The organism is Paenibacillus barcinonensis (assembly GCF_003217495.1).
GTDB lineage: Bacteria > Bacillota > Bacilli > Paenibacillales > Paenibacillaceae > Paenibacillus > Paenibacillus barcinonensis.
In genome coordinates this window covers 36,565-50,462 of the sequence record NZ_QJSW01000032.1, presented here as the reverse complement: position 1 = coordinate 50,462, position 13,898 = coordinate 36,565, and the positions used below count along the sequence as shown (strand labels likewise).

11 protein-coding genes and 1 riboswitch are annotated in these 13,898 nt (G+C 48.2%); of the genes, 10 read left to right on the top strand and 1 reads right to left on the bottom strand.

The features are described from left to right. The 8 genes from DFQ00_RS26830 to mmuM form a co-directional block, all read left to right on the top strand. Positions 1-1,575, top strand: a 1,575-nt coding sequence (locus DFQ00_RS26830) for a condensation domain-containing protein (protein ID WP_244214005.1), incomplete at its 5' end; no start/stop codon positions are given. 310 nt (positions 1,576-1,885) lie between these two features. Further along, the gene (locus DFQ00_RS26825) at positions 1,886-2,224 is read left to right on the top strand and encodes a VOC family protein (protein ID WP_110899490.1); all 339 of its coding nucleotides are present in this window, start codon (positions 1,886-1,888) and stop codon (positions 2,222-2,224) included. Positions 2,225-2,635: 411 nt separating this feature from the next. Next, entirely contained in the window at positions 2,636-3,556 is a 921-nt protein-coding gene (locus tag DFQ00_RS26820; protein ID WP_110899489.1) for a methyl-accepting chemotaxis protein, read from the top strand. A gap of 177 nt (positions 3,557-3,733) precedes the next feature. Next, on the top strand, positions 3,734-5,449 hold the full coding sequence (locus tag DFQ00_RS26815; RefSeq protein ID WP_110899488.1) for a spore germination protein: 1,716 nt from the start codon (positions 3,734-3,736) through the stop codon (positions 5,447-5,449). 45 nt (positions 5,450-5,494) lie between these two features. Then, entirely contained in the window at positions 5,495-6,595 is a 1,101-nt protein-coding gene (locus DFQ00_RS26810) for a GerAB/ArcD/ProY family transporter (protein ID WP_110899487.1), read from the top strand. Next, positions 6,592-7,794 (top strand): Ger(x)C family spore germination protein, encoded by a 1,203-nt coding sequence (locus tag DFQ00_RS26805; RefSeq protein ID WP_110899486.1) that lies wholly within the window; start codon positions 6,592-6,594, stop codon positions 7,792-7,794. Before DFQ00_RS26810 ends, DFQ00_RS26805 begins: the two co-directional genes overlap by 4 nt. 101 nt (positions 7,795-7,895) lie before the next feature. Then, positions 7,896-7,997: riboswitch (SAM riboswitch) on the top strand. 92 nt (positions 7,998-8,089) lie between these two features. After that, complete coding sequence (gene mmuP / locus DFQ00_RS26800) at positions 8,090-9,484, top strand: S-methylmethionine permease (protein WP_110899485.1); 1,395 nt, start codon at positions 8,090-8,092, stop codon at positions 9,482-9,484. Continuing rightward, on the top strand, positions 9,481-10,464 hold the full coding sequence (mmuM, locus tag DFQ00_RS26795; protein WP_110899484.1) for a homocysteine S-methyltransferase: 984 nt from the start codon (positions 9,481-9,483) through the stop codon (positions 10,462-10,464). Before mmuP ends, mmuM begins: the two co-directional genes overlap by 4 nt. Before the next feature lie 270 nt (positions 10,465-10,734). Here mmuM and DFQ00_RS26790 read toward each other — a convergent pair whose 3' ends face one another. Beyond that, positions 10,735-11,580 carry a helix-turn-helix domain-containing protein gene (locus tag DFQ00_RS26790; protein WP_279630438.1) on the bottom strand — a complete coding sequence of 282 codons (846 nt, stop codon included), beginning with the start codon at positions 11,578-11,580 and terminating at the stop codon, positions 10,735-10,737. A gap of 225 nt (positions 11,581-11,805) precedes the next feature. On the opposite strand from DFQ00_RS26790, the gene DFQ00_RS26785 reads away from it, so the two are divergent. Together DFQ00_RS26785 and DFQ00_RS26780 are read left to right on the top strand one after the other, a co-directional pair. After that, positions 11,806-12,582 (top strand): sugar phosphate isomerase/epimerase family protein, encoded by a 777-nt coding sequence (locus tag DFQ00_RS26785; protein WP_110899483.1) that lies wholly within the window; start codon positions 11,806-11,808, stop codon positions 12,580-12,582. A 97-nt stretch (positions 12,583-12,679) separates the two neighbouring features. Further along, complete coding sequence (locus DFQ00_RS26780; protein ID WP_110899482.1) at positions 12,680-13,702, top strand: Gfo/Idh/MocA family protein; 1,023 nt, start codon at positions 12,680-12,682, stop codon at positions 13,700-13,702. Positions 13,703-13,898 lie beyond the last annotated feature (196 nt).

Here is a 13,898-nt window from a genome sequence, read left to right as displayed (position 1 = left end):
ACGAAGCTGGTGGCGATCTGGCAGGACGTGCTGGGGCTTGGGAAGCAGATTGGCGTTCATGATAACTTCTTCGACCTTGGCGGGCATTCCCTGCGGGCGACAACGCTGGTCAGCAAAATCCATCAAGAGTTGAACGTGAATCTGCCGCTGCGCGATGTGTTCCGGCATTCAACCATTGAAGCGATGGCTGAAGTGATCAGTCGATTGGAGCAGCAGGAATTCCTCTCTATTCCCGTGCTGGATAAGAAGGATTGGTACCCGCTTTCCTCCGTGCAAAAACGGCTTTACATTCAGCAGCAGATGCAAGGTGCCGAGCTTAGCTACAACATGTCCGGCATGACGGTGCTTATTGGACGTTTGGAACGGAAACGATTCGAGTTGGCACTCAAAGCATTGATTGCACGTCACGAAATTTTACGAACCGGCTTCGACATGGTGGGTGGCGAACCGGTGCAACGGATTTATGAGGACTTGGCGTTTGCCGTAGAGTATACCAAGGCAACGGAAAGTGAAACAAGAGGCATTGCGGACGCCTTTGTACGTGTCTTTGATTTGGAGCGGCCACCGCTGCTCCGTGTGGGCTTGGTTGAATGGGAAACGGAGCGGCATCTGCTGATGCTCGATATTCATCATATCGTTACGGATGGTATGTCGATGGGCATCTTTGTCGAAGAGCTGCTGCGCCTGTATAACGGCGAGATGCTCGAACCGCTTCGGATTCAATATAAGGAGTTCGCCGCTTGGCAGCAGTCCGAGCCTGTAAAAGAACGGTTGAAACGTCAGGAAGCTTACTGGCTGGACGTGCTGAAAGGTGAACTGCCGACGCTTGAATTGCCTACAGATTTTGTTAGACCTGCTGTTCGCAGTTTTGAGGGAGATGTGTTGCCTTTCGATATTAACAAGCAGATGACCGAGAGCTTGCAGCGCATCGCAGATGAGAACGGTGCAACCTTGTATATGATGTTATCCGCGGTCTATTCTATCCTGCTCAGCAAGTATTCGGGGCAAGAAGATTTCATTGTAGGCACACCGGTGTCGGGTCGCACCCATGCTGACCTGGAGCCGCTCATCGGAATGTTTGTCAACACGTTGGCGATTCGTCATTATCCGTCAGGGGAGAAGACGTTCCTTGCTTACTTGAACGAAGTCAAAGAAACGATGCTGGGGGCCTACGACCACCAGGATTATCCTTTCGAGGAGCTTGTGAAAAGGCTGCAGGTGCCGCGAGATCAAAGCCGCAACCCTGTATTTGATGTCATGTTTGCTCTGGAGACAAAGGAAGATAACGTTCAAAGCTTCGGGGATATTCAGATCGAATCTTATCCGGAAAAGCATACGGTTTCCCAATTCGATCTGACTCTGGTCATTTCGATGCTGGATGAGGGCATGAACGGGCAGTTCGAATATGCCACGAAGTTGTTTACGCACAATCTGATCGACAATTTTGCTCAGGACTTGCTCGTGATCATCACCCAAATTTGCGAACAGCCTTCAGTGCTGCTCAAGGATATTTCTCTGAACGGGCAATCTGAACAGGAACAAGATGAGTTAGAGGCTATTGATATTATTTTCTAAACCTGTACCCGGCTTGGGTGCATACCGTATTTTCCTCGGTATGTATCCTGCCGGGTATTTTCTATGCTGATGTGTGGGGGGGGATTATAACGGTTGAAGATAGCGTGCTAGTTGTTTGCTACCATTTAAATATGCTGCAGCAAATTCAAATAATGCTGTCTCAGAGATGCTTTCAATGCATCAGGAGTGACAATCTGTATGGAGGTACTGAAACCTGCAAGGCAGCTCACAGTGAAATCCAGTTCATGAGGTTCATAGGTTCCGACAAGCAGGGGAACGCCGTTGTGATGAAGTAATACCTTTCCTGTCCATGAACGGGAACGCGGCGGAGGCTATTGAGTTCACGTATCCCCCAGGTCAGGATGAATACATCACACATTCTGTGCTGCAGGTTGGTGTAAACAAGCTAATGATTGCCGAGGAAGCGATGGATGTGGAGAAACCTTGGTTACTGGGGAACAGTACCTCAATGTGTATTCAGTCTCAGGACCAAGGTCAGATTGACCATTTATATGAAGCGCTATTACAGCATGCAGGGGTGAAGGTGCTTGTGCCATATGAACGGAATGAATCCAGCCCCGGCTATGGAATTGTGCGTGATCCGTTTGGTGTTGTGATACAGCTGTGTGTTACTGTGCATCATTTTTGAGAGCACGGTGATGACAATTTCAACTTAACAATGATGTGTAAAGGGTGATCTTTGACGGCCTTTTTGAAGAAGAGTACATGGGGATATGAATCTCCCTATTGCTCTTCTTTTTTTACCTTATATTACACGAACGTGAATTCTGCACTGGTAAGCAGAGGGAATTTGTTGTATGATCTTGCCCGTGATGTTCAGCAGTATAGGAGCATTGTAGCTGTATAAAAAATATTTTTTGGGATTCATGCAATTTAGTGATCCAAAAGTCCTGAATTGGGGTATCAATACCTAGAGTCTAATGCAAGGAATAAGATGCATTAAACTATGCTATGAATTGCACTTGGCATCCATCTGCATCAGGCAAGTTGTTTAAATGCATCACATTATTGATTACGGGACGGATTGTGGGGGATTTAGATGTCTTTATTGGGGACTGTACAACAGGATGAGGTTACGGACAAGCTTGTGATCAAGGCGATGGAAAATAGCCTGGCGGTTATCCGCTTTGACGTAAATCGCAAGGTTACATACGTGAATGATGTATTCGCTTCAACGATGGGGTATACGAAGGAAGAGATGTGTGGCATGCATCATCGTCAATTATGTTTTGGCAAATTTACAGACACTCCAGCGTATGAGGAGTTCTGGAGAAGTATTTTGAACGGGAAAAGCTTTCAGGACAAGGTGGAGCGGATGGATGCCAGAGGGCAGTCTGTATGGCTCGAAGCCACGTACATGCCGGTATATGATGAATCAAATCAAAAAATACTGGGAGTCTGCAAGATGGCCACGGATATTACAAATCGCCAGAATAATATAACAACCGTTGTGCAGGAGCTGAAGGCACTCTCTCAGGAATTAAACGAGCAGGCCGATGCGGGCATCGGTCGAAGCCATGAACTGCTGTCCAGCGTTGCATATATCTCGGAGGTATCGGCGGCAAACCAGTCTACGTTGACTCATCTTCAGGAGCAGGCGGGCTCCATTCAAGGTGTGGTGCGCACGATTCGGGAAATATCGTCTCAGACTCAACTACTCGCACTTAATGCGGCTATTGAAGCTGCACATGCAGGAGAGTTTGGAAGGGGCTTCGATATTGTGGCGAAGGAAGTGCGCAAGCTGTCTGCGATGGTGGAAAATTCCATTAACGAGATTCGGGACAGTGTCACGGGTATTACCAAGGAAATTACGAATATCACCAATGGTACCAAAAAGGTGGAGCAATACGTGCAGCAGAGCAATGAGCGGATTGAGATTGCGTTAAAGGATTTCAAAACAATTGCAGACGCAGCTCATCTGCTTGATAATAAGGCACAGCATGTGACTCGGATAGTATAACCTGAAGTTGAGAACGATTCTGCTCTTTGCAGGGTCGTTTTTTTGCTGTTCAGGGAATGGAGATAACAAAGCGCTCTATTGGATATGCTGCCCCAAATGCGGAATTTTTACGGAGAAACAGGACACAATAATTCGGGAATACCTGTAATTAGTTTTGGCAGAGAGGGAGGGGAGAGCATGTGGTCCAGCATTATATCGTATATTCCCGAATGGCCGATCTGGGCGCAGGCGATGCTGGTATTCCTTGTTCCTGTGAGCATTACGCTAATCTGGAGATGGTTGAATACAGCTGTGCATAGAGGCAGCTTTTCTCGTTCTGCCAAGCCTTCTTCCATCTCCTCCAGAGACATTTCGCCTGCAGAGGCAGGCATAGGTCCGGGTACGGAGACAGGTCATTATGCAAACATCAAAATAACAGGTGAATATGCGACAGATATGACGAGTGTGAAAGAAACCTTTGCCAAAAATGCAGATGTACATATCCGTGAGTTTATGATCCGAGGTACGAATACAAGAGCCGCTGTACTCTATACAGAAGGACTGGTGGATCAGGAGTTGATTGATGAGCATTTGATTACACCGCTGATGATGAATGGTGTGCCTGAACTCAAACAGGAGGGTTTTGTTCACCCGGAGAATCGACAGATGTTATCGGGCTATCTCCAGAACCAATTGTTGCCTGTCAGCCAGATTCAGGAGACTGGTTCGTTGCAGGAGTTTGCGCTCGGTGTGCTGGTTGGGAAAAATGGATTGCTGGTAGATGGTATGCCAGGCGGTATGCTGATTGGCACATCGAAGGGCAAGACACGAAGCATTGACGAGCCGTTATCCGAGGCATTACTGCGGGGTCCGCGAATGGGATTTACGGAGCAGTTGAGTGATAATACAGGGATTCTTCGTAGATACGGTAGTGATCAAAGTTTGTTCATTGAAAAGATTGAAGTGGGCTCACGCATTAAGAAAGACCTTGCCATTGCTTATATTCAGGACATTGCTGACCCGAAGCTTGTGGCAGAAGTCGAGAAGCGCATTCGTGAGATGGATATGGACAATTTCCTGGAATCGGGTTATGTCGAGCAATTGATTGAAGACAATACACTAAGTCCGTTTCAGCAAATATTAAATACGGAAAGGCCTGACCGGGTGATCGGTGCCCTGCTGGAAGGGCGAGTTGCTATTTTACTAGATGGAACACCATTTGTACTCGTTGTGCCTGTGACCTTCAGCATGCTGCTGCAATCTCCTGAGGATTATTATGAGCGTTGGATTCCCGGAACGTTTATGCGTATGCTGCGTTTTTTGTCCGCCATGCTGGCCCTGTTTGCCCCTGCGCTGTACATCTCGTTTATCTCCTTTCATCCAGGTCTGATTCCTACCAAGCTGGTGCTGACTATTATTGAAACAAGAACGGGTGTGCCATTTCCCTCCCTTATCGAAGTTCTCATTATGGAGCTATCCATCGAAATTTTGAGGGAAGCCGGCATTCGCCTGCCGAAACCGATTGGACCTGCGATGGGCATCGTTGGGGGTCTGATTATTGGTCAGGCTGCGGTGCAGGCGGGGATTATCAGTCAGTTTCTGGTCATCGTGGTGGCCGTTACGGCCATCTCTTCTTTTACCATCCCGGTGTACAGTGCAGGATTGACGCTGCGCATTTTGAGGTTTGCGGCCATGTTCAGCGCTGCTGTGCTTGGATTATATGGTGTGATTATGTTCTTCTTGCTCATTTGTACTCATCTGGCACGGTTGACGAGCTTTGGTGTTCCCTATGTGGCCCCGGCTGTCCCATATCGTTTGAGTGATTGGAAGGATTTTATCATCCGCGCACCGCTCTCCATGATGAGAAGACGCCCTGAGATGATGAATACGGTAGATGAGGATCGGAAGAAGTAGCCGGGCATTGGCTTGAATCAAATGTAAGCGTGGAGGTGTCGTGAAGTGAATGACGCTCAGGGGAAAATAACTACAACACAGGCGGTTGTGATCATCGTCAATTATATGCTGGGTGCAGGCATATTAACGTTACCACGCACGACCAGTAAGGCAGTGGGCACACCTGACGTCTGGATCTCCATCATTGTGTCCGGGATGATCATTACAGGAGTGGGGATCATCCTCGTGACCTTGTGCCGCAGATTCCCCGAAAAGACAGTGTTTCAATTCACAAGAGAAATTACCGGGCGCTGGATTGCGTACATTCTGGGCTGTGCCATGATTCTGTATTTTATGGTTATTGCTGCCTTCGAGATCAGAGTGATGGCCGATGTAACAGGCATGTATTTGCTTGAGCGTACCCCTACGTGGGCTATAGTGATGGTATTTATGTGGATTGGTATCTATCTCATCTCTGGCGGACTATCTGTGATCCTGCGTGTATTTGAGATCATTCTGCCTATCACGCTGGTCATCTTTGTCATGGAAATATTGCTTAGCAATCAGTTGTTCGAAATCGGTAACTTGAGACCGGTGTTGGGTGATGGCATCCTGCCTGTAATTAAAGGATTGAAGCCAACGCTGCTGTCTTATACCGGTTATGAGGTTATGCTGGTCATTACCGCATATATGCAGAATCCGAAACAAAGCAACAAAGCGATGACCTGGGGGTTAGCTATATCCACTGCTGTCTATCTGATTACGGTTGTCATGGTTGTAGGCAGCCTGTCTCTTGACGGAATCAAAACGAGAACATGGCCGACGCTGGATCTGGTGCGAAGCTTTGAGATTCAAGGCTTGATCTTTGAACGCTTTGAATCGCTCCTGCTGGTCATCTGGATTATGCAGATTTTCTCCACGTTTGCGATTACCCATTACTGTGCTTCTGTAGGCATTCGCGACTTGTTCAAGGCGAAGAAGATGGGCAGGATCATGTATGTTCTGCTGCCTATCATTTATGTAACGGCGATGATACCCAAAAATGTAGATGAAACGTTCGCACTTGGAGACACGCTGGGTAACGCTTCGGTTCTGCTGTTCGCGATCTTGCCACTGGTGCTGTTGATCATAAGCATGATACGTAAAAAAGGAGGTAAACACGCATGATTTTTATTCGCCTGCTGAGACGGATTACTTGCGCTGTAGCCATCCTGAGCATACTCTCAGGCTGCTGGAGCAGTCGGGAGATTGAGGACCTGAGCTTGTATGTTGCACTCGGAATTGATGTCGGACATGAAACCGAGTTTGAGAAAAAAATTGGAGAGCAGGGTGGCCGTTATCCCAAGCTGGACAATGTGACAGCCACCGTTCAGATCGCACCAGGCTACTCTAACAGTCAGAAAAGTGATCAGCCGGGTTCCCCTGCATCCGGGAAAACCTCCTATTCCAATGAACGGCTCACGGGGGATTCCATGCTTCAGATTTTTCGTCAGTTCGCCTTGCGACGTGACCGTCCACTCATTGGTCATCATCTCAAAGTGATCGTCATTTCCAAGGATATTGCCAAAAAATATGGACTGGACCAGCTGCTCGACTTTATACTGCGGGATAACGATATTCGTCCGAACTGTCTGGTGTTAATCAGCCATCATCGCGCGGTGGATGTGCTGACTTCCAACGATCCATCACGCATTCCGGCGTTCTATCTCACCGGTATTACGAATAATTCTTATATTTCCAACAAAATTCTGGAGCCCGTCACGCTCGCAAAACTTGATGCACAGATGCAATCCGGGTCGAGCTTTTTGTTGCAAAATGTGCTGAACTATGACGGGGAGGACAAGTTCTCTGGTGGCAGCATTTTTGACGCCAAAACCAAAAAATTTATAGGGGAGCTCGGTCAAACCGATCTGGAGGCGTTATCCTGGCTCAGGCCAAATCAAAAGGGCGGGGTTATTAAAACCTATAGCAAGGAAGGATTTACGGTGATCTATGAGATCAAAAAGAAGAAAACGAAAATTATTCCGAAGGTGGTTGGTGACCATATTTCGTTTCACATCAAGGCAGAGTCCGAGGGCTGGATGATGGAGGATTGGCGTTCCCCGGAAGAGGAAGAGAAAGGAGCTTATCTGGACGAATTGGAAAAGGATTTTGCCAAACTGGCTGAACAACAGATTAAGCAGCTGCTGTATAAGCTCCAGCATACGTATCGAGTGGATGTTGCTGATTTTCGGGACACGATTCGAATTAAATATCCGAAGACGTGGAAGAAGGTGAAGCATAACTGGGACGAGGTGTTTGCGAATATACCCATCACATATGAAGTCAAGACCAGCATTGTGAATCCAGGGTCTTCCACAGAGTGAATTTTTGCAACACCGTAAGCACGCTGGAATACTTTGCAGGTGTAATTCTATTTAATTGTTGACACATTCGACCTCAGTCGATATAGTTATAAAAAATCATTTTCTTATCCAGAGAGGTGGAGGGACTGGCCCTTAGAAACCTCAGCAACAGATCTGAAGGATACTGTGCTAATTCCAGCGGGTGAAAGCCTGATAGATAGGAGCAGTTGTTTTTATTTGTCAGTAACGGCGCACTCTTCGGGAAGAGTGGGTCTTTTTTTGTTTGTTCTGGATGAAGAAGCGGGGAGTACGTCATATGCACAATAACAGCGATAAAGGTCATTTTCAACGTAAGATGCAAACGAGACATTTGGTCATGCTCTCGCTGGGTGGTGTCATTGGAACAGGATTGTTTCTCAGCTCGGGTTACACGATTCAGCAGGCGGGACCGCTCGGTACTATTTTATCCTATCTCATCGGGGCACTTGTCGTGTATCTGGTCATGCTCTGTCTGGGTGAATTATCTGTACATATGCCAGAGACGGGTGCATTCCACAGCTACGCAGCCAAATATATCGGACCAGCTACGGGGTATACGGTCGCTTGGCTGTACTGGCTGACCTGGACCGTAGCGCTGGGCTCTGAATTTACGGCAGCGGGACTGCTCATGCAGCGCTGGTTCCCATCCGTCAATGTCTGGATCTGGAGTGCGCTGTTTGCACTGCTGATTTTTCTGTTTAATGCATTCACGGTCAAACTGTTTGCCGAATCGGAATTTTGGTTCTCTTTGGTGAAAGTGATGACGATTGTTCTCTTTATCATTCTTGGCGGGGCTGCCATGTTTGGCATCATTCCGATGGCTGATGCATCTCCGGCGCCACTCTTTACCAACATCACAGCATCAGGGTGGTTTCCACACGGAGCAACAGCGATACTGATGACGATGCTTGCAGTGAACTTCGCCTTTTCGGGAACAGAGCTGATTGGTATTGCTGCTGGTGAGACGGAAAACCCGGAAAAAAACATTCCGAAAGCCATTCATACGACATTATGGCGTCTGATTATTTTCTTTATTGGTACAATTGTCATTCTGTCTGCGTTACTGCCGATGTCAGATGCAAGTGTACTTGAGAGTCCATTCGTTGCTGTTATGGAGCGGATCGGTGTTCCGTATGCGGCGGATATTATGAATTTTGTTATTTTAACGGCGATTCTTTCTGCTGCCAACTCGGGACTGTATGCTTCTTCTCGGATGCTCTGGTCACTGGCCGATAAAAAGACGATCTCTCCATGGTTTGCCCGCTTGACCAAAAGCGGTGTGCCGTTTAATGCGTTGGTGCTCAGTATGGCTGGCGGTGCACTGGCTTTACTGTCCAGTATTATTGCACCTGGAACGGTCTATATCACGCTGGTCTCGATCTCAGGGCTTGCTGTAGTGGCAGTATGGATGAGCATCAGCGTGTCTCAATATATGTTCCGCAGACAGTATGTTCGGGAAGGGAACAACGTGCAGGATCTGGTTTACCGGACACCGTTATATCCTATTGTACCTATCGTTTCATTTTTGCTGTGCCTCGCCTCCTGTATTGGTATTGCTTTTGATCCAACACAGCGAATTGCTTTATACTGTGGAATTCCATTCATTGTATTGTGTTATATCGTATATTATTTGACAGATCGTACGAAGAAGAAGAGAGGACTGACCCCATGATTCAACGTGAGCAAACGAATGATATTAATGTAATTCAACGTATTCTGCACGAGTATCCACTGATGATTCTGGATGGTGCACTAGCCACGGAGCTTGAGCAGCATGGCTGTGATCTGGATGACCCCCTCTGGTCTGCGCGTGTGTTGCTGGAGAACCCGGATGTCATTGTGCAGGTGCATGCGGATTATTTCCGTGCAGGTGCAGATTGTGCAATCACTTCCAGTTATCAGGCCACTGTCGAAGGTTTCCGCAAGCGTGGCATTGGGGAGCAGGCCGCCCTGGAGCTGATCCGCAAGACGGTAGAGCTGGCTGCAAAGGCGAGAGATGACGTGTGGGCAGAAGTCCGAAATACCGCAGATCACGTAGATGGACCTCTGCGTCGTCCGCGTCCTATAGTCGCTGGTTCCGTTGGGCCATACGGCGCTTATCTGGCGGATGGTTCAGAGTATGTTGGGCATTATGGCGTATCGGATGAGACCTTGGCAGCATTCCATCGTCCGCGTATCGCAGCGCTGGTTGAAGCGGGAGCAGATGTGCTGGCGCTGGAGACGATTCCTTCATTGCAGGAGGCCCGGGTGCTGGTTGAATTGCTCAAGGAATTCCCTGAAACAAGTGCCTGGCTGTCGTTCTCGTTAAAAGACGGGACAAGCATCAGCGAAGGCACACCGCTTGAGGTATGTGCACAAGCCTTTGGCTCCGAGCCGCAGCTTGCGGCGATTGGTCTGAACTGCGCTCCGATGGAAGTGGTGACGGAAGCCATCGGCATACTGCGTAGCTCCAGCGACAAACCGGTTATCGTATATCCCAATTCAGGCGAGACTTATGATGCGGAAACCAAAACATGGAGCGGCCAAGGCTCCTGTGGCAGTATGAAGGATGCATCCGAGCAATGGGTTGCTGCGGGCGCACGGATTATTGGCGGCTGCTGCCGCACAACGCCGCATCAGATTAGCGAGCTGGCGAGGAAGTGGCGGGGGTAATCGACTTGATGTAAGAGTAGCCCTGAACAGCTGAAGATACGGCTGGTTGTAAAGAAGCCCTCACGATCCCTTACAGGATTTGTGGGGGCTTTGTCAGTGTGATTTAGCGTTCTAACGTGAGGAGAGATCTCTTTTTTCTTAAATGAAGTTATTTGCTTAACTGCGAGCTAACTAAGGTACGACCTTCGTCGCTTATGATGTACAGACCCGTTGTGTTATTGAGAAATAGAAAATGTTCTTAGAGTGTTCAGCGCCCTATGTGGGATACACTCAAATGTGTTCCAGATCATCCGTCGGTTCATGCTGCCTTGATTTATAATACTCCGCCGGAGATGTCCCAAAGTGTGTACGGAAAACCCGGTGAAAATAGGAGTAGCTTGCAAAACCGCAGGATTCGGCAATATGCTCCAGTGTCATCTCGCTGTATCTCATCCGCTCCAGGGCGGCATTCAGACGGATTTCGATCGCATACTGAATCATGGTCTGGTTGTAATGCTCCTTGAATAAACGCACGGCGCGTGACAGGCTGAGCCCGGCGTAACGTGCGGCTTCATCCAGCTTGAACGTCACGGTAGCATGTTCTTCGATAAAACGCTTGAGCTTGAGAGCCGAGGAAACGGCCCGATCCGTCTGAATGTTCTCCGTAATGGCCCGGTCAATGTACAGGCATAGTCCGCGCAGCAATGCATCCTTGAGCTCGGCATCTTCCTCCAGCGGCCCGCGCCGTTTCTCCAGCAGCAGGTTGCGCCACAGGCTGATCAGTTTGTCATCCAGTCCGATGCGGCTTACGGTAGGGCGTGATTGGCGTTTCCACCACTTCTCAATCCAGCTGCCTTCACAGAACAGGTAGTAGTCTCCGCTGGACAAACGCCCTTCCTTATGCGGCTCGTCCACTACAAGGCGGTAATCATCTCCCGGTTTGAGTAAAAGCAAATCACCACTCGTCATGCGGAATTCCTGCTCCTGCACGTACACTTTACATGAGCCTTCCGTCTGCAATCGAAACAGATAGGTGGATAGCTCGCCTTTCATATTATGACTGAACGCCTTGTAATGATAGGAGTAGTCACAGATCAGCACGGATGTGGATGTGTCCGATGTGTGCAATGTATCCAAAGATGTACGCCTCCTCAGTATTCGATCCTGTAGTATCCGTGAGTCTGGTGATGTTCGGGTGCAGCTATACAGCGCAACGATAGGATTACTTCAGGATGGAAATAAAATTTGAGCAGATAGTTCATGTTCTGACTATATTGTATATGTTCATTCTAGCCTGTTTTGCGTTAGGATGATACCAGATAGAGCAATGCAAGCAAATTTGAGAGCAGAGGAGTATCTATCATGAAAAAACTTAACATTGGTTTGCAACTTTTTACACTCCGTGATGAAACTGCAGCAGACTTTCGTGGTACACTGCGCAAAGTAGCTGCGCTTGGATACGAAGGGGTAGAATTTGCCGGATATGGTGACATTCCAGCAGAGGAAATGAAAGCGCTACTAGAAGAGCTCGGACTGAAAGGATTCAGCAGTCACGTGTCTCTGCATGCCATGCGTGAGGACTTGCAAAAACAAATCGATTACCTGAAAACGATCGGTGCACAATATATGATCTGCCCTTATCTGATGCCGGAGGATCGCCCGGACAATGCGGAGGGCTGGACAAAGCTGTTTGAAGAATTACAGCAGTATGGAGCCGAAGCGGCGAAACAAGGCCTGATCTTTGGTTACCACAATCATGACTTTGAATTCCATGGTCAGGTTGGAGATGCAAATGCCTTTGATGCGATGTTCGCTCAAACGACACCAGAAGCGGTTCAGGTGGAAATGGACGTATGCTGGGTGCAGTTTGCCGGACAAAATCCGATCGAGTATATTAAACAATATGCAGGTCGTTTGCCGCTGCTGCACTTGAAAGATTTCAGCAAAGACGAGCAGGGTCAGATGAAAACACTGGAGCTTGGACAAGGCGAAGTGAATCTGCCAGCTGTCATTGAAAGCGCAACAAATGCAGGTGTAGAGTGGCTTATCGTGGAACAGGACGTATGCCAGAATCCGCCGCTTGAGAGCGTAGAGAACAGCCATAACTGGCTGAAGCAAAACTACTTGAACCAGTTCTAACTGGCCCAAATGCTAAGAGCGTTAACCTGTATTCATTGTAGATGTAACTTCTGAACGTGTTAAACATAAATCTAATAGTCAAAGGAGACTTTTATACATGAGTAAAATTAAAGTTGCTGTATTCGGCTGTGGAGCGATTGCCCAGCGCAGACATATTCCAGAGTACGCTGCCAATGAGCACGTAGAGCTTGTTGCATTTGCTGATCCGGTTGTGGAGCGTGCGCAGGAAATGGCTGAAATGTATGGAGGTAAAGCGTATTCCAGTTATGAGGAATTGCTTGCGAGCGAAACAACAGTAGATGCGGTAAGCGTATGTACACCGAACTATCTGCATGCACCGATGACGATTGCCGCTGCCAATGCGGGCAAGCATGTGCTGGTTGAGAAGCCAATGGCGGTTTCCACTGAAGAAGGCGAGCAGATGATTGAGGCGGCTAAGAAAAACGGCGTATATCTGATGGTGGGTCACAACCAACGTCTGATGCCACCTCACATCAAAGCAAAAGAAATTCTCGATTCCGGCCGATTGGGTAAAGTGCTGAATTTCCGCACATCCTTTGGTCACCCAGGTCCAGAAGGCTGGAGCCTGGATGGAGCAGGCAGCTGGTTCTTCCGTAAAGAGGAAGCGATCATGGGCGCAATGGGCGACCTTGGCGTGCACAAATCCGACTTCATCCGTTATTTGCTGAACGATGAAGTATCCGAAGTGGCTGGTTTCATCAGCACGCTGCACAAAGAAGGCACGGATGTGGATGACAATGCTACATGTCTGCTTCGTATGAAGAGCGGTGCAATTGGCACACTTGTAGCCAGCTGGACACAATACAGAGGCGGAGACAACAGCACCGTGCTATGGTGTGAGAACGGTGTAATGAAAATCGGAACTGTCGACGGCGATGAAGTCATCGTTGAGCTGACCAATGGTACGGTTGAAACGTACAAAGTGGGTGCTATGGCGACAAACGAAAAACAAGTACCAAGCGGTGTGATTGATGCGTTTGTTGAGTCCATCGTGACCAAGACACCACCAACCATCTCCGGTGAAGAGGGCTTGCGTTCTCTGCAAGTGATTCTGGCTGCATTTGAATCCGAGAAAACAGGTCAGATCATCAAGCTGTAGTAAAGTAACTGCAGATGGATAAACTTTGAACTAAAGGGCATTCTCCAGTGCGTTAAGCTGGCGAATGTCCTTTTTTGGTGATGGATCTGATAGCTGTGTGAAGCAGGGTACGCTAAGATGGCTCTAACGGCCTCTTTTTCGCAAGTAGAATCAAGCACGGTAGTTTGGATTACTCCATAATGACTATAGAGCGGTT